This is a genomic window from Stenotrophomonas sp. STEN020 (genome assembly GCF_056760195.1).
The window spans coordinates 22,267-42,538 of sequence record NZ_JBRREI010000004.1; the positions used below are offsets into that span (position 1 = coordinate 22,267).

Sequence of the window (20,272 nt, forward strand, 5' to 3'; positions counted from 1 at the left end):
TCCAGTTACACGTTGAAGATCAATCTGCCGCAGGTGCATGCGGCGGCGGCCGGAACAGCGGCGAGATCAGCCAGACCAGGCCAATGCCGAACAACAGGGTCAAACCAAATGCACGCAACGCCGGCGTCGCCGACAAGCCCAGCAAGCCGAATGACAACCAGGTACTGGCCGCGCCCACGCATACCGCCAGCCATGCACTGGCATCGCCGCGGTGCTCAACCAGGAAGATGCCGTAGTCGATGCCCATGCCCAGCAGCAGCATCAGCGCCAGCATGTTGAACAGCTGCAGCGGCTGCCCGAACAGGCCCAGCAGGCCCAGGGTCAACACGCCCGCCAACAAGGTCGGCGCGAATACCCGCCACGCATTGCGCTTGTAGCGCAGCAACAGCGCGCCGAATACCAGCGCGATACCGACCAGCAACATGCCGCCCATCAGCTTGCGGTAGTGGCCAAGCAAGCGTGAGAAGTCGGCAGTGCGATCGACCCAGCGCACGCCGTCCAGGCCCTTGGCGGCATCGCCCAAGGTGGTCAGCGCATCGGCACGCGATAGATCATCCACCATCACCACGCTGGCCACCTGCCCGCCCAACTGGCCAACCCACAGGTGACGGAACGGCTGCGACGCCGGCGAGGCCAGGAAGGCTTCGGCGGTCAACGGTACCGACGAGAATGCAGGCCGCGCCAAAGGCTCGCCAACCGCCTCCGCGACCATTGCCAGCACCTGCGGTTCAGCAGCACCGGTCAGCGCCGCGTCGGCCTGCTGACGTGCCGGCGATGGCAGCCAATCACTGATCGCGCGGTAGCCGCCGATCTTTCCACTGTCGGCCAATACGCGCAGCTTTGCGGTCAGCGCTTCTTCGCGCTGCAGCAGCTGTGCCGCGTCGGCACCCTGCACCAAATAGAACTGGGCCGGGCTGGGCATGCCCAGCAACTGGCTAAGGCGGATCTGCTCGGCCATCAACTGTGGCGGCGAGGACTGCAGGCTGCGCAGGTCATCGTCGGTCTGCAGGCGTGCAATGCCGATGCCCGACAGCAGCACCACCGCGAGCGTCACCAGCAGCATTTGCCGACCGTTCTGCAGGCGCGGCCAGCGCTCCAGCGTGTTACCCAGCCATTGCGAGAAGCGGGTGGGCGCGATCTGACCACCGTCCAGATACGGGAACCAGAAGATCACCGTGGCGAACGCTGCGGTCAGCCCCACCACCGAGAACACCGCCATCTGCCGCAGCCCGGGGAACGGCGCCAGCCCCAATGCAACATACGCAAGCGCGCTGGTCAGCAAGGCCAGGCACAGGCCAGGCAGCAGATGCCGCAGCAGCTTCCAACGGCGTTCGGCCGGCTCGGCCTGACGCGAAGCAAACCAGTGGATGCCGTAGTCCTCGGCCACGCCCACCAGCGACGCGCCGAACACCAGGGTCAATACATGCACCTTGCCGAACACCAGCACGGTTACCGCCAAGGCGACGCCACAGCCGATCAACAAGGAGGCTGCGACCAGCAGGATCGGCCGCAACGAGCGGAACGCCAGCCACACCAGCAGCAACACCGCGGCCAACGATCCCCAGCCAATGGTGTTGATCTCGCGATTGGCCTGCGACGCCGCGGCCTCGGCATGCAACGGCACGCCGGCATGCAGGATTTCCAGATCCGGCGCTGCGCCACGTGCGGCGGCGCCGGCACGCGTCAGCAACGCATCAAGGTGGCGCTCGCCATCGAGCTGGAAGGCCGAATCGCGGGTCTCAAACTGCAGCACCGCCCAATGCCGGCCTTCGGCTTCGAGCAAGCCGTCTTCGCCCAGCTGCAGGCCGGAGGCGCGCGCCTGCTGCTGCCACCATTGCGGCCACAGCGACAGCGGATCCTGCCGCCATTCGGTCAGGCGCGGCGCGCCCATCGGCCCGTACAGGCTGGCCAATGCCTGTTCGCCCAGCAACGCGGGATCGGCCTGCTGCAATTGCTGGCGCTGCTCGGCGGTGAGCAGGCGGTCGCGCCAAGGCGCATAGAAGTCGCGCGCCTGCTCGAACCAACCCTCAATCGAGCCGCTGGGCTGCAGCAAGCCGGTGTCGACGTCATTGGCCATGCTGCCGGCAAATGCGTCCTGTGCGCGCTTGGTCGCCTCGCTGTCCGCGCTACCCAGCAACACCACCACCTGCCGTGCACTGCCATCGGCGATGCGGCGGGTGACGTCGGACAATAGACGATCGTGTGCATCCTGCGGCAGCAGCGCCAGGATGTCGGTATCGATGCGCGACTGCGTGCTCCACAGCTGCCATTGCTGCACGCCAAGGCCGATCAGCAACAGCAGCCAGGCCAAGCCAAGCCAATGCCACCAACGCCGCAGGCGCTCGGATGCTGCCACGTGCGGTTCAGTCAAAACGGCGTGCCTCATCGGCACTGAGCGCGGCCGGCGCTTCGGTCAATGCGCTGAACTGGATCAGGGTGCGGTCCTGGTTGGCCTCGATGATCTCCACCTGGCGCACGTAACGGTCACCCTGCAAGGACAGCGACTGGAAGGCCTTGGCCAACATCGCCGACTTCGGCGTCAACTGCAGCCGCCAGCCCTGGCCTTCGCGCTGCGCCTTGATGTTGAATTGGCTGGACAAGGCCTGCACATCGCCACTCATCAGCGCGAACATGATCGCGTTGACCGAGCGCATCGCCGGCTGCTGACGCGCATCCAGTTCCACCCGGTTGGTCCCATCACGCTGCCGGCTGAGGATGCGATCTGCAGTGACCACGACTTCCGACGGGAACGGACGCTGCGTGGTCCAGATCACGCCGTGCTGGCGCGCCACCACGAACTGCCCCTGCGAGCGCAGCGGATTCTTGAAGCCGCTGACCTGCTTGTCCTGGGTGAACTGGCCACGCAGTACATCCGGCCGCGCCACCGACTGGGTGATCGCGTCCACCGCCGCATCGGCGGCATGGCTGATCGGCGCGAGCATCAGCAGCAATGCGCACAAGGCAATACGTGGATACATCGACAGACCCCTGATCATGGTGCCGGCACTCCCAGACGCTCCCACAGTACCGGCGGGCTTTGGTACAGCATTTCCTTGCTGGCAGCGTCCACTGCCACCTGGATGGTGTGGGCGCGGGTCAGCAGCTGCCCATCAGCGGCATCATGGATCTGATAATCGATCTTCAAGCGGTTCTCCCACTCGCTGATCTGCGCACGCACCCGCAAGGCCTGCTGGTACAGCAGCGGACGGATGTATTTGACCCGCGCATCCACCACCGGCCATAGATAGCCCGATTCCAGCATCTGCGGGTAGTCGTAGTCGTAGCGCTGCAACAACGCACAGCGCGCGATCTCGAAATACTTGAAGTAATTGCCGTGCCAGACCACATGCATTGGATCGCAATCATGGAAGGCCGGTGACAGCTCGATCTCGGCCACAAGTTCAACGGTCGACATACAACTCCCAACGCTGCGCGCGGATCTCCTCCAGCAGTTTCCGCAGTTCGCCATCCAGCGCGCGGTCTTCTTCGACCAGGGCGATGCGTTGCCCCAGGTCGCCGTACATATCGGCCAGACTGCCATGCAGCTGCGCGTTCATGCCAACCCTTTCACGCAGGGCCAGGCCCTGGCGAGCTGCGATCAGCATCGCCGCCACCACCTGTTCAGTCAGCTCGATCACGCGCAGGCAGTCGCGCGCGGCGATGGTGCCCATGCTGACCTTGTCCTGGTTGTGGCATTCAGTGGAACGCGAGAACACCGAGGCCGGCATGGTCTGCTTGAGCGCTTCGGCAGTCCAGGCCGAGACGCTGATCTGCAGCGCCTTCAGGCCGTGGTTGATGGCCGCACGCGGGCCGGTGGCGGCCGACAGATTGGCCGGCAGGCCGTGGTTGTAGCGTGCGTCCACCAGCAGCGCGAGCTGCCGGTCAAGCAGGTCGGCGAGGTTGGCCACGGTGTTCTTCAGCGTGTCCATCGCCAAGGCGATGTGGCCGCCGTAGAAGTGGCCGCCATGCAGGATGCGTTCGCCTTCGGCATCGATCAGCGGATTGTCATTGGCGCTGTTCAGCTCGGTTTCGATCAGCTGGCGCAGGAACGGCAGCGTGTCTTCCAGCACGCCGATCACGTGCGGTGCGCAACGCAGCGAGTAGCGGTCCTGCAGGCGCTCGGCGTTGCGCGGCGGGCGCTCGCTGTGCAGGTCCTCACGCAGGCGCGCGGCGATGCGCATCTGCCCCGGGTGCGGCTTGGCGGCGAACAAGGTCTCATCGAAGTGATGCGCGTTGCCATCGCTGGCCAGCACATTGAACGCAGTCAAACGCGTAGCAAGCCGCGACAGGTAATCGGCACGCTGCCAGGCCAGACAGGCCAGCCCGGTCATCACCGCGGTGCCGTTCATGATCGCCAAACCTTCCTTGGGGCGCAGCCGCAACGGCGTCACGCCGATATCCGCCAATGCGTCCGCAGCGGTCTGCACGCGCCCCTGGTAGAACACCTCACGCTCGCCACACAGCACTGCCGCCACATACGACAGCGGGGTCAGGTCACCACTGGCGCCGACCGAGCCTTCGGCCGGAATCATCGGCAGTACGTTATGCTGCAGCAGGCTGGTCAGCCCTTCCAGCAGCGGCAGGCTGACGCCGGACATGCCGCGCACCAGCGAGGCAAGTCGCGCAGCCAACACCGCGCGCGTTTCTACCGGGTCCAGATAACGGCCCAGACCGCAGCCGTGATACGTGTACAGATGGTGCGGCAGTTCGGCGACCAGCGCCGGCGGAATATTGACCGTGCAGGAATCGCCATAGCCGGTGGTCACACCATAGACGACACCGTCCTCGCGCAGCAGGCGATCCAGAAAGTCCGCCCCCTGCTGGATACGCCCACGGAAACTGGCCTCGTCACTGAGCAGCGCGGCGCGCTTGCGCAGCGCCAGTGCGACCACGTCTTCGATAGTCAAGGGTGCATCGCCGAAGCGGCACGCGGGAGCTTGCTTATTCTGCATGGGGGGCTTGGTCCCAGAAGGGGAAGAAGTTGAACCAGTCCATCGGGGACTGGATGAGTTGCCGCTCCAGCCAACAGGCAAATGCCTGCGCTTGGCCGGCCAGTGCCGCATCACGCGAGCCACGCGGCAACACGATGCGATCACTGAAATGTTCAAACACCACGCGGTACCCCTGGCCCTGATGCAGGCAGGCCATGGTGTAGACCGGGCAGCCCAGCGCGGCAGCAAGTGCATACGCACCGATCGGGAACGGCGCGCGGTGACCGAGGAAGTCCGCCATCACCGTGCGCCCGCCCTGCACCGGCACGCGATCACCAACGATGGCGACAAAGCCACCCTCGGCGACACGGCGGCTCAGTTCCAGCGCGGTGTCCGGGCCCATCGAAGTCACCTGCATCAACTCCACCTGGGCGAGCGGATCCAGCCGCTGCAGCAGGCGGTTGAAGCGTTGCGCGTGCGCGGTATGCACCAGCACGGTGATGCGGAAGCCGGGCACCTGCTCGGCCAATACCTGGCACAGCTCCAGGCAGCCGATATGCGCAGTGAGCAGCAGGCCGCCTTCGCGACGGGCAATCTTGTCCAGCATCAGATCGCGCTGCAGCTGGATGCGCTCGGCTGGGTAGCGCCCACCCAGGCCAAGCATCTTGTCCAGCAAGGTGTCGGCGAAACTGAAAAAATGACGGAGGCTGTCACGCCGACGTGGCACCCGCCCGAGTGCGCCGGTATGCGCCTGTAGCCGCTGCAGATACTGCATCGACGCACGCCGTCCTACCCCATTGCCCAGCCAGTGACAGAGCACCACCGGCCAAACGCATGCACGGAACGGCCAGCGCCCGAACCAACGATGCACCCAGCACAGGAACAGCACGCCGGCCACCGAGGTGGACTCGCCGATATCGGCCCAGTGCGGTGTGTTGTTGGCGGCCATTACTGCGCTCTCTGCAGCCGCCGCCAAAGCAGGCGCGGGCTGCGCCACACCATGCCGAAGAACAGCCGCGTATGCATGCGGCTGATGCGCAGGTTGTCGCGCCACACATCGAAGTGCGACACACCATCAGAAGGATAGGTAACGCGGGTGGGCAGATGGATCACCGGCAGCTGCCGCCAGAACAGGCGCACCAGGATCTCACTGTCGAAGTCCATGCGCCTGCCGATGGTTTCCTCGGCGGCAAGCCGTACTACCGGCGGCAACGGATAGACCCGGAAGCCGCACATCGAATCGCGCAGGTGCAGCGACAAGGTGTTGATCCACACCCACACATGGGTGAGGTAGCGTCCGTACAGACGCGCCTTGGGCACGCTCTCGTCATAGATCGGCACACCGCAGATCACCGCCTGTGGTTGCGCCTGCGACAAAGCCACGAAACGCGGCAGATCGCCGGTGTCGTGCTGGCCATCCGCATCGATCTGCACTACGTGGCTGTAGCCAAGCCGCGCCGCCTCGGCGAAGCCGGCCAGCATCGCACCGCCCTTGCCCTGGTTCTGTTCCAGCCGCAGCAGATCAACGTCGGCCTGCTCCGCCAGCACACGCAGCACCTGCGCGCAGGCCGGGTGCGAGCCGTCGTCCACCAGCAGACACGGCAGGCCAGCAGCGCGCACGCCAGCAACCACCGCTGCTATCGCCTGCTCATGGTCGTATACGGGAATCACCACCAGCGCCGCGTAGGCGCCCCTGGCCTGCAGTGCATCACGCATCGGCAAATACCACCTTGCCGCTGGCGTGCACGCCATGCTCGGAGCTGTAGCGGAAGCCCAGCACACCGCGCGCGGCATCCCAGTCCAACTGCAACGACAGCAGTTGTCCCGGCCGCGCTACATGCTGGAATTTGACCGCATCCATGCGCTCGAAGCGCGGCGGCATGTCGAATACCTGCCGACCATAACGGATGGCCCAATCCAGCTGGGCGACCCCGGGCAGAATCCGCGCCTGCGGAAAGTGTCCTTCGAACACCCGCAATGCCGGGTCCAACACCAACTCGGCAACAGCGTTGCTGGGCGAACGCTGGAGCCAACGCGGCGTCGGCATCAGTGGCTGGAACAGCGCGGCCAAGGCGGCGTGCGTGACCTTGCCCTGTGCATTGAGCGGCAAGGCACTGAGCAGGCGCCAGCGGCGCGGACGTGTCACCGCATCATGACTGCGCGCCAATACCGTTGCCAGATGCTGCTGGAATGCGCGGCGGGCAACATCGTCAGCCGCAATCAGCGCGGCATCCGTCGGCACCACCACCGCAGCGAGTTGTTCACGCGCACCCGCCAGTACCAGTACCCGCACATCCTCGACCTGCGGGTCGGCCCGCAGCGCGCGCTCCAGTGCATCCAGCGATACCCGCCGTTCTTCGATCTTGACGATGCGGTCGGCACGGCCGAGCAGGCGGAAGCGACCCTCGGCCAAGGCTTCGACGCGATCCTGGGTCTGCCACCAATCCGTCGTCGGCAGATGCGCCGAGGCCACCATCAGGCAGCCGTCTTCGATCCGCCACTGCACACCCGGCAGCGGTTGCCAGGTCGGCGCTGCATCGTGCCAGCGACGCCAGGCGACACCGCCGGTTTCGCTGCTGCCGTACACCTCGGTGGGCGCCACGCCCAACAATTGCCGCACCTGTGGCGCAGCATCGGCTGGCAACGGGCCGCCGGAGGAAAACACGGCGCGCAAGCGTCCGTGCAGCGCGGCCCAATCCAATTGCTCGGGCAGCCGTTTCAGATGCGCAGGTGTTGCCACCAGCACACTGTCGGCAGCGCTCAGCGCCTTGATCAGGTCTTCATGGAAGAAACGACGCGGCTGGATTGCGCGTCCCGCGGCCAGTGGCCACAGCACCCGGAACAGCAGCCCGTAGATATGTTGATGCGAAACCGTGCCGTGAACCTGGGCACCTTCCAGCTCGGCACCAAAGGCGGCCTGCAAGGCGTCCACTTCGCGCGCCAGCTGATCCAGCCGTTTGCTGATCGCACTGGGCTCGCCGGTACTGCCGGAGGTGAATACCACCAACTCGCAGGCGCGCTCATCCAAGGGTTCGAAAGCAATGTTGGCGGGCGCCGCCACTGCGGCCAACGGCGCATGCACTGGATCAACGTCACCGGCAAAGCCACTTACCCGCGACTGCAGTTCAGCCAAGCTGGCCGGTAGGTTGTCGGCGGCCAGAAACACGCGTTTGCCTGCATGCCAGGCACCGAACAAGGCTGCCGCGAACGGCAGCGCCTCATCAAAGTACAGCGCCCAATCGCGGCCGGGCGCGACGGCAAATGCCTGCCGCCACGCCATTGCCTGCTGGCGGAATGCCGCGTGGGTAACCGCCACGCCCTCGCACAGGCCGACGCAACGCGCCGATTGCGGCTGCAGCAGCAACCGGTCCAGAGCGATCCACTCAGACATGGGCGTGCGCAGCCTTCACCCGCCGCCGTACCAGCCATTCACCTGCAAACAACACAGCCATCATCACGTACGCCAACAATCCGTTGTACAGCGCCCAGGTCCGGTCCGACGCCCATAGCGCGGTTACCAGGGCCAGGCCCCCATTGAGAACAAAAAAACCACACCAGACCTGGGTCACCTTGCGGGTATACGCCACCGCAAAGGACGGCAGGTCCGGCTCCTGCAGGCGCGCCAAACGCTCCACCACCGGCGGCCCGAACCGCAGGCTGGTAGCAAACACCAACAACATCACCACGTTGACCAGCAACGGGTAAAGCTTCAATGGCAGCGCCTGGTTGAGCAGGGTGGTCAACAAGGCCAGCACGCCGGCACCTGCAGCCGCTGCCATCCACAGCGGCTGGCGACTGGTCAACGCCCGCAGCAAGGCCAGCGCAAACAACAGCAAGGCCATCCAGCGGGGCTCGAAACGCCCCATCGCCAGATACACCAGCAACGGATAGGCAACCGTCAACAGACCAAAGGCGAGCGCGCGGAACCGCGTCATGCCAGGCCCCTGCCGGTCCGGTCAGGCGGCAGCTTGATCGGGCAGCAGGCCATGCACGACGTCGACCACGTCCTGCACGGTGCGCACGGTCTTGAAGGCCTCCGGCTGCAGATTGCGGCCCAGCAACGGCTTGAGCTGCACGATCAGATCCACCGCATCGATGCTGTCGATGTCCAGGTCTTCGTACAGGCGTGCCTCGGGCTTGATCCGCTCCGCCGCAATCTCAAAACTGTCGTTGAGAATGCGAACGATATGGTCGAACAATTCACTCTTGGTCATGGCAATTCCTGGCCCGGTTACGACTGACGGGCAGCGACAAACTCGCTGAGCGCACGCACGCTGGAGAAATGGCGGCGGGTCTCTTCCGAGTCAGCCGACAGGCTGACCCCATACTTTTTCTGCAGCGCCAAGCCAAGCTCCAACGCATCGATGGAGTCCAGACCCAGCCCTTCGACGAACAGCGGCGCGGCGGAATCAATGTCCTCCGGCGCGATGTCTTCCAGTGACAGCGATGAAATGATCAATTCCTTGATCTCGTGCTCAAGTGCCTGCACGGTTCGGATCTCCAGCAAGATCGAAATAATGGGTGAGGTGGTCGGTAAGGCGACGCGCTGCCAACGCATCCCCCTTTGACGTGGGGCTATCGACCAGGAACGGGTGGATCTGAATATCTTCACCCACCTCGATTCGAACGTGGAAACGCCGCGGCGGCACAAGATACCATTTCTGCCCCTTACCAAAGGTTGCCGGGCTGCAGCGGATGTGCACCGGAGTGACGTCCAGCCCCCCCCCTGACCGCGATATTTGCCGCCCCGCGCTGCAGCCGCAATGGCTGGCCAGGCACGCTGCGGGTGCCCTCAGGGAAGATCACCAGACTGCCGCCGGCCTGCACCGCAGCAATGCAATCCTCTACCAGCCCGGCGCCGTCATCATTGGAGATATAGCCAGCCGCACGCACCGGCCCGCGCATGAACGGATTGATGGCCACTGCGCGTTTGACCACGCAATCGGCATTGGGCAGCAGCGACACCAGGAACACCACATCGATCAGGGTCGGGTGGTTGGCCAGCACCAGCAAGCCCCGTCGTTGCAGGCGCTCAGCGCCAACGATTTCGTAGGTCAGCACGCCGAGCCGACGCATCAGCCCGATATGCCCGGCAAAGCTGAGTTGCACCAGGCGGCGGGCAATCCGGCGCCGGCGCCGCTCGTCGCGGATCAGCAGCAGCGCTGGCATCACCAGACCACCCAGCAGCAAACCGCCAATGCCGAAGGCAGCAAAACTGAGCCCGGTGGCGAACACCCGCCAGGCGTGGTTGAGCCAAACGCGCCCAGCCTCAGCCATGCCGCGCCCAGACCCAGTCCCGACCATCAACGGCATTGATCATGCCGGCATCTTCCGACAAAAGGAACGCATGTGCAGCCAAGCCGCGCGGCAAAAGCGATCTCTCGGACGAACCCTGAGCAGCCCGCCAGGCCAGACTGAGCCGGGTACCGGGCTGATCGGCCCGGCGCAACCGCCAGCACCAGGCAAAGCCGGCATCGGGCTCATCCGCAAATCCCGCATACAGGGCCGGCAACGACGCCTCGTACACAATCACCCGCACTTCGGGTGCGCCATCGGCCAGCAGGCCATACGCCTCCACGCAGGCTGCCTCCACCGTCGCCGCCCCGGCCGCCAGCGCCAGATAATTGCTGCGGCTGCCGCGCATGATCGAGTACAGCGCTGCAACAGCGTTATGCACGGACAGACCAAACGCGGTCGGCGACATCGGCTCCTGCCCCACCAGCGACTGCAGCAGGGCCAGCGAGCGCGCCACATCGCCATGGCGGGAGGCGAACACCAGCGGGATGTCGGATTCATCCTCGGCCTGCTCGCACCAGCAGGCTGCCTGGATCGCCATGCGCCCGAGCCGCTCGATACGCCGCCGCTGCATCGCCGGCACCTCCAACAACGCCGGCGCAGCGTCTCCCTGCGGCAGCCAGGGCCGCTCAGCCCAGGCCCGCCATTGCTCCGCCGTAGTCAGGTCCGGCGCCCATGCCGACCAACCGGCCACTGAAAATTCGATCATTGCCACCACTGCAATCCAACTACATGACGCATGAAGCCCAGCTTGACTGAGCGACGCATTCCCCCGAATACGCCGCGACACCTGCAAAAACGGTATCTGCTGGGACCGTGAAGCGTGGCAAGCTATCATGAGACCCGGCCATTGGCAGCAGATTCACGGTATGGGCAACAGCAACCTCTTCATGCAGCAAGCTACCGCTGCCCAGCCCGGCACCCCGCATTCAGCGTTCCGCGCCAGCTATCTACCCGCCCAACAGGCCGCCGCAGCGCTGGCCGACCCCAGCACACTGGCCGTATTCGGATTCAACGCCGGGCCGACACTGCACGACGCGCCGCACTGGCTGCAGGTGCCATTGGCGATACATGGCGCCGACCAGATCGAAATCTGGCAAGGCGATAGCGCCGCTGAACACGGCAGCAGCGGCGCGGTGCAATGGTCACGCAACGCCGAACTGCTGTTCACGTCCATCGAGGTCGCCGAAGTCGACGGCGATATCGAGGCCGCGACCGCCACGGCCTATGCCGCACTGAGCGAATTCCTGTCGCACAGTGGCTATCCGTCGTTGCTGCGCACCTGGAATTACCTTGATGCCATCACCGAAGGCGACGACGACAACGAGCGCTACCGCCGCTTCTGCCTGGGCCGCGTGCGCGGCCTGCAGGTGGTGAATGACGCAGCAATGCCCGCCGCCACCTGCATCGGCTGTTTTGACGGCCGCCGTCGGGTGCAGGTGTATTGCCTGTCCGCTCGCCAGCCAGGCACGCCGCTGGAAAACCCGCGTCAGGTCAGCGCCTATGCCTATCCGCGCCAATACGGCCCGCAGTCACCCAGCTTTGCACGTGCGATGCTGCCGCCACTTACGACCGGCCTGCCGCTGCTGCAATCAGGCACCGCCGCCATCGTCGGCCACCGCTCGCAACACCACGGCTCGGTGGCAATGCAGCTGGACGAAACCCTGACCAATCTGCAGAGCCTGATCGATCGTGCACGACAGCAACGGCCGGCGCTCCCACCCCAACTGGGCGACCAATCACTGCTCAAGGTGTACGTGCGCAATCCGCAGGACGCGGCCGAGGTGAGCCTGCAACTGCAGCAGAGCGGCCTGGCCGAATCCAGCTTCATCGTGCTACACGGCGAAGTCTGCCGCGCCGAATTGCTGGTGGAAATCGAAGGCCTGCACGGCTGAGAACCGCGCCACAGAGCCTGCCCCGGCGCATGCGCCGGGCCAGATCAACACAGGTTCAGTGATAGCCGGTTTCGGCCGTTACCTTGCCGCGGAACACCCGGTACGACCACACCGTATAGCCGAGGATCACCGGCAACAGCAGCACCAGCCCGACCATGCTGAAACCCAGCGACGACGCTGGCGCAGCGGCCTGCCACAGCGTCAGATGCGGCGGCAGCAGATAGGGCCACATGCCCAGCACCAGGCCGACGAAGCCGAGCACGAACAGCGCCAGGGTCAGCAGGAACGGCGGCAGATCGCGCCGCGGGTGCATGGCGCTGCGCCACAGCGCCACCGCCACGGCCAGGGTCAGCAGCGGCACCGGCGACAGCCACCAGAAGTTGCCATCGCTGAACCAGCGCTCCATCACCCTCGACTGCAGGAACGGCAACCAGGTACTGACCAGGCCCATGAACACGATCACCGCCACCATCAGCGGCCGCGTCAGCGAGCGCGCCAAGGCCTGCTCACGGCCTTCGGTCTTGAGGATCAGCCAGGTGCTGCCGAGCAGCGCATAACCGGTCACCACCGCCACGCCGGTCAGCATCGAGAACGGGCTGAACCAGCCGAAGGCACCGCCGCTGTAATGCCCGTCCTGCATCGGCAAGCCCTGCACCAAGGCGCCCAGAATCACGCCTTGAGCGAACGATGCCAGCAGCGAGCCCATCGCAAACGACACACTCCACAGCGCGCGCGAGCGATGCGCCTTGAAGCGGAACTCGAAGGCCACGCCGCGGAACACCAGCCCCATCACCAGCAGCAGCACTGGCAGATACAAACCGGACAGCAGCACCGCATAGGCCTTGGGAAACGCCGCCATCAGACCAGCACCACCGAGCACCAGCCAGGTTTCATTGCCATCCCAGATCGGCGCGGCGGTATTCATCATCACGTCGAGCTGCTGCTCATCCTCGGCAAACGGCGCCAGGATGCCGATGCCGAGCACGAAGCCATCCAGCACCACGTACATCAGCACGCCGAAACCAATCACCGCGAACCATGCCACCGGCAGCCAGGTTGTCATCTCCATGTCAGCGCTCCTCCAGTGGTTCGTTGACGCCGGACAGTGGCCGCGCCGGGGTATGCATGCCGTCATCACGCGGCGGCAGATCATGCGGCTTGGGCCCACTGCGCATGATCTTGACCAGATACCAGATGCCCCAGCCAAACACGAACAGATAGCCGATCACGTACACCACCAACGACAACACCGTCATCCACACACTCTGCGTGCCGACTGCATCGGCGGTGCGCAGCACGCCGTAAACCACCCACGGCTGCCGGCCCATTTCGGTAACGAACCAACCAGCCACCAGCGCGACGAAACCGCTGGGCAGCATCCAGTTCCAGCCGCGCAGCAGCCACTTCGACTGCAGCAGGCGTCCACGCCACAACTGGAAGGCCGAGATCCACGCAACCAACAGCATCAGCGAGCCGATCCCGACCATGATGCGGAACGCGTAGAACACCGGCACCACCGGCGGCCGCTCGCTGGCCGGCACCGAGGTCAGTGGTGCGAACGTACCGTCCGTGCTGTGGGTCAGGATCACGCTGCCGAGCTTGGGAATGGCAATCTCGTAATCGTTGCGCTCTTCCTTTTCATTGGGCACCGCGAACACCACCAGCGGCACGCCTTCGCCGGGCTTGGTTTCATGCCAGTGCGCTTCCATCGCCGCGATCTTCATCGGCTGGTGCTCCAGCGTGTTCAAACCATGCATGTCACCGACAAAGATCTGCACTGGCACCGTCAACGCCGCAAACGCGACCGCAGCGACCAACATCTTGCGACCAGCTTCCACATGCACGCCACGACGCAGATACCAGGCACCGACACCGCCGATGACAAAGCACGTGGTGATGAACGAACCCAGCGCCATATGCGCCAGGCGGTACGGGAAAGACGGGTTGAATACGATCTGCCACCAGTCCTGCGGATGCACGATGCCATCGACCAGCGTGTAGCCGGCCGGCGTATGCAGCCAACTATTGGAAGACAGGATCCAGAACGTGGAAAACAGCGTGCCCAACGCCACCATGCAGGTGGAGAAGAAGTGCAGGCGCGGCGAGACCTTCTCCCAACCAAACAGCATCACGCCGAGGAAACTGGCTTCCAGGAAGAACGCAGTCAGTACTTCGTAGGTGAGCAGCGGACCGATCACCGTGCCAGCAACTTCACTCAGGCGCGGCCAGTTGGTGCCGAACTGGAACGCCATGACGATGCCGCTGACCACGCCCATGCCGAAGGACACGGCGAAGATCTTCTGCCAGAAGAAAAACAGCTCACGCCAGACCGGATTGCGGGTACGCAGCCAACGCCATTCGACGAAAGCCAACCAGCTGGCCGTGCCGATGGTGAAGGCAGGAAACAGCACATGAAAACTGACGACGAATCCGAATTGGATCCGGGACAACAGCAGCGCTTCCACGGGCGCTTCTCCGCAATTCTTTAATTGGGGCGATTCTGGTCCTGTATTGGTTAAGAACGGATGTGACCGGATGTCGCAGTGCGTCAAAAAGTCGCAGTAGCTATAGCTCCCTCCCTTTGGCGAAGCCAAGGGGAGGGTTGGGGAGGACTGCACTTTGCTCCCTCCCTTTGGCCGAGGGCCAAGGGGAGGGTTGGGGAGGGGTACGCATTTGCTTTTGCTTTTGCTTTTGGCTCTACATCACCAGCGCAAAACGCAAAAAGCAAAACCCAAAGCCCCCCTCCCCAACCCTCCCCTGCGCCTATGGCGCAAGGGAGGGGGCAAATCAGCCCTCCCGCGCACTTCGCACGCCGCCAAAACATTGCCGATTCCGGCAGCTCACCCGCCGAACCCTGCCTCCATGACCTGTGGCCCAGCCCGTCGCGTTGGCCTGCTGCTACCCTTGCGCGGTTCTCTTTCACCGGTGCCGAATGATGCCCAAGCTGCTGCCCCTGTCCCTGCTGTTGTTGACCGCTTTCGGCAACGCCCATGCCGCGCCCACACCGATCACCATCGAACAGGCGATGGCCAATCCGGACTGGATCGGGCCGCCGGTTGAATCGGCCTGGTGGTCGTGGAACGGCCAACAGGTCGAATACACGCTCAAGCGCCAGGGCAGCGCGGTGCGCGACAGCTTCCGCCTGCCGCTGGCCGGCGGCGTCGCCCAGCAGGTAGCCGATGACCAGCGCGGCACCCTCGATGCGGCTGACCGCGTCTATGACAGCAGCCGCCAGCGCATGGCCTTCGTCCGCAATGGCGACGTATTCGTGCGCGACCTGCGCAACGGCACCCTGACCCAGCTGACCCGCAGCAACGAGCGCGCCAGTGGCGTCAATTTCGCCAGCGATGGCGGCGTGATCTGGGAAGTGGGCAACAACTGGTTCCACTGGAATCCGCGCAACAACATCACCAGCCAGGTCGCCCAGCTCAAGGCCGACAAAAACCCGGCCGATGCGCCCAAGGCCGACGTGCTGCGCGACCAGCAGATGCGCACCCTGTCCACGCTGCGCACTGATCGCGCCCAGCGCGAAGAACTGCGCGAGCAGGGCGAGCGTTGGCGCCAGGCCGACCCGACCCGCGCACCGGCACCGATTTTCCTAGGCGCCGATGTCGAGATCGTCGACAGCGCGCTGTCGCCCGATGCTCGCCACCTGATCGTGGTGACCAAGCCCAAGGGCTACGACGAAGGTCGCGGCGGCAAGATGCCGCTGTACGTGACCGAGTCCGGCTACGAAGAAGCTGAAGACACCCGTACCCGCGTTGGCCGCAACAATCCCGAGCCACACACGTTCTGGCTGGCCGATGCGGCTACCGGCAAGGTCGAGCAGCTGTCGCTGGACAAGCTGCCCGGCATCGCCACCGACCCGCTGGCCGAGCTGCGCCGCAAGGCCGGCAAGGACGCGCTGAAGGGCAATCGTCCGCTGGAACTGATGAGCGAGTTCATGGGCGGCGGCATCCGTTGGAACGCCGACGGCAGCCAGGCCGCGCTGATGCTGCGCGCCAACGACAACAAGGACCGCTGGATCGCCACCACCAGTGTCAGCAGTGCGCGCCTGGAAAGCCGTCACCGGCTGACCGATGGCGGCTGGATCAACTGGGGCTTCAATGATTACGGCTGGATGCCGGATGGCCGCACCCTGTGGCTGCTGTCTGAAGAATCCGGCTATTCGCACCTGTACACGCAGAACGGCAGCAACAAGCCGAAGGCGATCACCTCGGGCAACTGGGAAACCTCGGCCCCAGTGGTCAGCGCCGACGGCAACAGCTTCTACTTCGTCTGCAACCAGAAATGGCCGGGCGACTATGAAGTCTGCAACGTCGACGCCAACGGCGGTGCCGTGCGCGAAGTGACTGCGCTCGATGGCGTGGAAGACTTCAGCCTGTCGCCGGATGGTCAGCAGCTGCTGGTGCGTTACTCCGCAGCCTATCTGCCGGCCCAGGTCGCAGTGCTGCCGGTCAGCGGTGGCGAAGCACGCAAGCTGACCGACACCCGCAGCGCCGAGTTCAAGGCCCGCGAATGGGTGCAACCGCAGATGGTGCAGGTGCCATCCAAGCACGGCGCCGGCCATGTATGGGCAAAGTACTACGGCCCGGAAAAACTCGAGCCGGGCAAGCAATACCCGATCGCCATGTTCGTGCACGGCGCCGGCTACCTGCAGAACGTGCATGCACGCTATCCCACCTACTTCCGCGAGCAGATGTTCCACAACCTGCTGGTGCAGAAGGGTTACATCGTGCTGGACATGGACTACCGTGGCAGCGAAGGCTATGGCCGCAACTGGCGCACCGCCATCTACCGCAACATGGGCCATCCGGAGTTGAATGATTACCTGGACGGTCTGGATTGGCTGGTGGAAACCAAGCAGGGTGATCGCGCCCATGCCGGCATCTACGGCGGCTCCTACGGCGGCTTCATGACCTATATGGCGCTGTTCCGCTCGCCGGGCACCTTCAAGGCCGGCGCGGCGCTGCGTCCGGTCGGTGATTGGCATCAGTACAACCACGCCTACACCGCCAACATCCTCAACACCCCGGACATCGATCCAGAGGCTTACCGCATCTCCTCGCCGATCGAGTATGCCGAAGGCCTGCAGGACAACCTGCTGATCGCGCACGGCATGATGGATGACAACGTGTTCTTCCAGGACTCGATCAACATGAGCCAGAAGCTGATCGAGCTGCACAAGGACAACTGGTCGATCGCGCCCTACCCGCTGGAGCGTCACAGCTATACGCGTGCCGATTCCTGGCTGGATCAGTACAAGCGCATCCTCAAGTTGTTCGAGCAGGAACTGAAGTAAGCATCAACAAGGGCGCCGCGAGGCGCCCTTGTTGTTTGTGGGGGTAGATTGGCTCCCTCCCTTGCGCAACGCGCAGGGGAGGGCTGGGGAGGGGTGCTCTTGATTTTGATCCCGCTCCTGCCTACGCAGCACCCACCATCAACCTAGCCTCCAGTACCATTCCCTCCACGGAGCCCTACCCGCTGGAAGCACATGCCCTTCACCGAAAACCCCATCCGCATCGTCACCGCCGTCATCCTCGATCCGCAGCAACACGTGCTGGTCGTGCGCAAACACGGCTCGGATACCTTCATCCAGCCCGGCGGCAAGCGCGAGCCCGGCGAGGACGCATTGCAGACCCTGGCACGTGAGCTGCACGAAGAACTCGGTGTGCACGTCGACAGCAGCACCGCAATAGCGCTGGGCAGCTTCGAAGACGCCGCGGTCAACGAACCAGGTCGCCGTGTGCAGGGCGAATCCTTCCTGGTCAGCATCAGCGGAACTCCGCAGGTGCAGGCGGAGATCGCCGAGCTCGCCTGGATTCCATTGCAGCCACCGCATGGCGTGAAGCTGGCACCGTTGAGTGCCCTGCATGTACTGCCCGCAGCGCACGCCGCGCTGTTCTCCACCACGCAAGCCGACTGAAGACGGCACTGGCCCACCCACACATTTGTAGCGAACCATCGTGAACCCGCCCCAGCTTCCGCCCCTTCCTGCCACGCCCTCCGCAGCAGCCTCGTTCATCGCCGTCACCGCCAAACTCTCGCTGCTGATGGCTGCGCTGGCCATTGCCTGGAGCCTGCTGCAACTGCTGCTGGTGGCTCTGATGGGCCGCATGGACATCCTCCACGCCATGCAGAACGAAGGCCTGCCGGTGCCGCCGAGCATGCTCTGGCTCAGTGAGCACGCACTCTCGCTGAGCGTGCTTGGCCTACTGCTGTCGATCGCGTTTCTGGCAGTGTCGTGGGCCTTGCTCAAGCACCGCGAATGGGGCCGGATCGGCTTCATCGTCTTTCTGGTCTTGGTGGCCTTGGCCAACTTCGCCTTCCTGCCGCTGATCCACAGCATGTTCGACAGCATGCAGGCGATGGTGCCTGCCGAGGTCCTCAATTCCCCACAAGGCCTGGATATGCGCGTGCAACTACGCGTCGGCCTGTGGACCTCGCTGATCACCAGCGCCGTTACCGCCTTGGCACTTGCGATGCTGCATGGGTGGCTGGTGATCAAGCTGAGTCGCCCTGACGTTCGCGCCCTGTTTCGTTGAGTCCCCCGGAGTTTGCATGTCCGTCCCACGTTACCTCTCTGCCCTCGCCTATGGGCTGCTTGCGCTCAGCGCGATGCCGGCCGCTGCCGCCACCCTGAGCTGTGGCAGCTATACCGCCGAACAGGGCTCGGCCCGCTTCATGGTCGAAAGCAGCAGTCAGGCGTCGATGCGCTATGAAGGCCTGGCGCCCACCCAATACGTGATCCGCCAGCAGGGCAGCACCCTGCATGCCGCCGACGTATCCAACGGCTTCAGCACCGAATACAGCCTCAGCCGCGACGGCAAGCGCATCACCGGCAGCCTCGGCGACTACGTGCTTGATTCAAGCAGCAGCTGCAAGACCGCGCCCACGCCAGCCGCGAACAGTTGCCGTGCCGATATCGACAGCTGCATCGAGAACGCCAGCTCGGCAACCCCGCAGCAGCTGAACCAGTGGTGCCAAGAGGACTTGCCCTTCGCCTGCGAACGCCTGTTGTCCAGCTACCGCGATGAAGCCCAGGCCGCACAACAGGCAGCATCCCCTGATCCGGATCTCGAAGAACCTGCGGTCTGCAAGGAAGGCAACCCGCAGTACAACGAAGCGGCGTGCCTGGCCGCAGCCAAGGAAGTGCTGGGTATCGCCATGGCCAAGGCGCTGGTCGGCGCCTTGAGCAGCAACACCGCGGTCCTGGCCGAGCCGCGCTTGAACGAACTGCTGGAGCTGTGCCGCAGCCATCCGGACGCAGGCTTCTGCAGCGAGGTCGCCGATGCACATTGGGATGCCGGACGCTACCTGCCCGCGCGCGAAGCGCTGCAGCTGGCCTGCAAGGCCGGCGCCGACGAGATGACCTGCAAGCGTGCAAAAAGCCTGGCTGCACTGAGCGCCACCGACCTTGATGTCGGCCCCGCCAGCAGCCTGCCCTGCGGCGACTACAAGGCCAGCACCGGTCTGATGGATGAGCTCGGTTTCGGCAACGATGGCCTGGTCACGATGGGCATGGGCAGCGAGCTGCGCGCACGCCTGCAGGATGGCGCCATCCATATCCGCCACGACAAGGGTGGCGACTTCGTGCTCAAGCCGCTGCGCAACGGCGGCCTGCTCGGCATCGACAGCTGGAACCGCTATGCCGTCTACCAGCGCACTGGCGGCAGCAGCCAGTGCAGCGCGCCCAAGGTGTTCGTCGAACTGCCGCTGCCGCAGGATTGCCCGCTGGGCAGTGACCCGCAGGCCTGCTGCGACAGCGGCAAACTGCAGGGCTGCAACGCGATCGGCCACCGCCACTCACTGGCCGGCGACTGGCAGGCCGCCGCGCCGTCCTACCAGAAGCTGTGCCAGGCCGGCGTCCGCGTTGGCTGCGAGAACCTGCGCACCGTCTACGAAAACACCGGTGATGAAGACATCCCCGGCAAGCTGCTGTCCATCTGCAAGCGCGACGGCAAGGGCACCCACGTGGCCTGCGATGTCTACGAGACCACCAACTGGGCAATGGCCGGGTTGGGCGCGCAGTTGATGCGTGCCGCCGAGGACCTCGAAAACGAAGAAGAAGCCGAAGCGCCGGCTGCATCCAGCAAGGGCAAATCGCTGCGCAAGTAAGGCATCGGGCACAGGCCGCAGCAGCGGCCTGCG

Annotated in this window: 19 protein-coding genes; 5 read left to right on the forward strand and 14 right to left on the reverse strand. The window is 64.6% G+C overall.

Annotated elements, in window-relative coordinates; all coding sequences use genetic code 11:
• Window positions 1-19: 19 nt before the first annotated feature.
• From ACVOLZ_RS02940 to ACVOLZ_RS02995, 12 genes are all read right to left on the reverse strand, one after another.
• The gene (locus ACVOLZ_RS02940) at window positions 20-2,386 is read right to left on the reverse strand and encodes an MMPL family transporter (RefSeq protein ID WP_481514948.1); all 2,367 of its coding nucleotides are present in this window, start codon (window positions 2,384-2,386) and stop codon (window positions 20-22) included.
• Entirely contained in the window at window positions 2,364-2,996 is a 633-nt protein-coding gene (locus tag ACVOLZ_RS02945; RefSeq protein ID WP_481514949.1) for an outer membrane lipoprotein carrier protein LolA, read from the reverse strand. The genes ACVOLZ_RS02940 and ACVOLZ_RS02945 overlap by 23 nt, the downstream gene beginning before the upstream one ends.
• Window positions 2,993-3,415 carry an acyl-CoA thioesterase gene (locus ACVOLZ_RS02950; RefSeq protein WP_481509198.1) on the reverse strand — a complete coding sequence of 141 codons (423 nt, stop codon included), beginning with the start codon at window positions 3,413-3,415 and terminating at the stop codon, window positions 2,993-2,995. The genes ACVOLZ_RS02945 and ACVOLZ_RS02950 overlap by 4 nt, the downstream gene beginning before the upstream one ends.
• Window positions 3,402-4,952, reverse strand: coding sequence for an HAL/PAL/TAL family ammonia-lyase (locus ACVOLZ_RS02955; RefSeq protein ID WP_481514950.1), 1,551 nt, complete (start codon window positions 4,950-4,952; stop codon window positions 3,402-3,404). Before ACVOLZ_RS02955 ends, ACVOLZ_RS02950 begins: the two co-directional genes overlap by 14 nt.
• A complete protein-coding gene (locus ACVOLZ_RS02960) occupies window positions 4,942-5,880 on the reverse strand; it encodes an LpxL/LpxP family acyltransferase (protein WP_481514951.1) in 939 nt (312 codons plus the stop codon). The genes ACVOLZ_RS02955 and ACVOLZ_RS02960 overlap by 11 nt, the downstream gene beginning before the upstream one ends.
• A complete protein-coding gene (locus ACVOLZ_RS02965) occupies window positions 5,880-6,647 on the reverse strand; it encodes a glycosyltransferase family 2 protein (RefSeq protein WP_481514952.1) in 768 nt (255 codons plus the stop codon). Before ACVOLZ_RS02965 ends, ACVOLZ_RS02960 begins: the two co-directional genes overlap by 1 nt.
• Entirely contained in the window at window positions 6,640-8,322 is a 1,683-nt protein-coding gene (locus ACVOLZ_RS02970) for an ApeI family dehydratase (RefSeq protein ID WP_481514953.1), read from the reverse strand. Before ACVOLZ_RS02970 ends, ACVOLZ_RS02965 begins: the two co-directional genes overlap by 8 nt.
• A complete protein-coding gene (locus tag ACVOLZ_RS02975) occupies window positions 8,315-8,866 on the reverse strand; it encodes a COG4648 family protein (RefSeq protein ID WP_481514954.1) in 552 nt (183 codons plus the stop codon). Before ACVOLZ_RS02975 ends, ACVOLZ_RS02970 begins: the two co-directional genes overlap by 8 nt.
• 21 nt (window positions 8,867-8,887) lie before the next feature.
• Window positions 8,888-9,145, reverse strand: coding sequence for an acyl carrier protein (locus tag ACVOLZ_RS02980; protein ID WP_481514955.1), 258 nt, complete (start codon window positions 9,143-9,145; stop codon window positions 8,888-8,890).
• 17 nt (window positions 9,146-9,162) lie between these two features.
• Complete coding sequence (locus tag ACVOLZ_RS02985; protein ID WP_481514956.1) at window positions 9,163-9,438, reverse strand: phosphopantetheine-binding protein; 276 nt, start codon at window positions 9,436-9,438, stop codon at window positions 9,163-9,165.
• A gap of 161 nt (window positions 9,439-9,599) precedes the next feature.
• Complete coding sequence (locus tag ACVOLZ_RS02990) at window positions 9,600-10,208, reverse strand: lysophospholipid acyltransferase family protein (protein WP_481514957.1); 609 nt, start codon at window positions 10,206-10,208, stop codon at window positions 9,600-9,602.
• Window positions 10,201-10,935 (reverse strand): beta-ketoacyl synthase chain length factor, encoded by a 735-nt coding sequence (locus ACVOLZ_RS02995; protein ID WP_481514958.1) that lies wholly within the window; start codon window positions 10,933-10,935, stop codon window positions 10,201-10,203. The genes ACVOLZ_RS02990 and ACVOLZ_RS02995 overlap by 8 nt, the downstream gene beginning before the upstream one ends.
• A 181-nt stretch (window positions 10,936-11,116) precedes the next feature.
• On the opposite strand from ACVOLZ_RS02995, the gene ACVOLZ_RS03000 reads away from it, so the two are divergent.
• Window positions 11,117-12,121, forward strand: a complete 1,005-nt coding sequence (locus ACVOLZ_RS03000) for a chorismate transformation FkbO/Hyg5 family protein (protein ID WP_481514959.1) — start codon at window positions 11,117-11,119, stop codon at window positions 12,119-12,121.
• Between the two features lie 55 nt (window positions 12,122-12,176).
• Here the strand turns inward: ACVOLZ_RS03000 and cydB are convergent, their stop codons facing one another.
• Both cydB and ACVOLZ_RS03010 read right to left on the reverse strand, forming a co-directional pair.
• Complete coding sequence (gene cydB, locus ACVOLZ_RS03005; RefSeq protein ID WP_481514960.1) at window positions 12,177-13,190, reverse strand: cytochrome d ubiquinol oxidase subunit II; 1,014 nt, start codon at window positions 13,188-13,190, stop codon at window positions 12,177-12,179.
• A gap of 1 nt (window position 13,191) precedes the next feature.
• Complete coding sequence (locus ACVOLZ_RS03010) at window positions 13,192-14,586, reverse strand: cytochrome ubiquinol oxidase subunit I (protein ID WP_481514961.1); 1,395 nt, start codon at window positions 14,584-14,586, stop codon at window positions 13,192-13,194.
• Window positions 14,587-15,056: 470 nt separating this feature from the next.
• Here ACVOLZ_RS03010 and ACVOLZ_RS03015 point away from each other — a divergent pair, with 470 nt between their 5' ends.
• The 4 genes from ACVOLZ_RS03015 to ACVOLZ_RS03030 all read left to right on the forward strand — a co-directional run bounded on the left by ACVOLZ_RS03015 (window position 15,057) and on the right by ACVOLZ_RS03030 (window position 20,239).
• Complete coding sequence (locus ACVOLZ_RS03015; RefSeq protein WP_481514962.1) at window positions 15,057-17,423, forward strand: S9 family peptidase; 2,367 nt, start codon at window positions 15,057-15,059, stop codon at window positions 17,421-17,423.
• A gap of 192 nt (window positions 17,424-17,615) precedes the next feature.
• The gene (locus tag ACVOLZ_RS03020; RefSeq protein WP_481514963.1) at window positions 17,616-18,047 is read left to right on the forward strand and encodes an NUDIX hydrolase; all 432 of its coding nucleotides are present in this window, start codon (window positions 17,616-17,618) and stop codon (window positions 18,045-18,047) included.
• A gap of 40 nt (window positions 18,048-18,087) precedes the next feature.
• The gene (locus ACVOLZ_RS03025; RefSeq protein WP_481514964.1) at window positions 18,088-18,666 is read left to right on the forward strand and encodes a hypothetical protein; all 579 of its coding nucleotides are present in this window, start codon (window positions 18,088-18,090) and stop codon (window positions 18,664-18,666) included.
• Between the two features lie 16 nt (window positions 18,667-18,682).
• Complete coding sequence (locus ACVOLZ_RS03030; protein WP_481514965.1) at window positions 18,683-20,239, forward strand: hypothetical protein; 1,557 nt, start codon at window positions 18,683-18,685, stop codon at window positions 20,237-20,239.
• Window positions 20,240-20,272 lie beyond the last annotated feature (33 nt).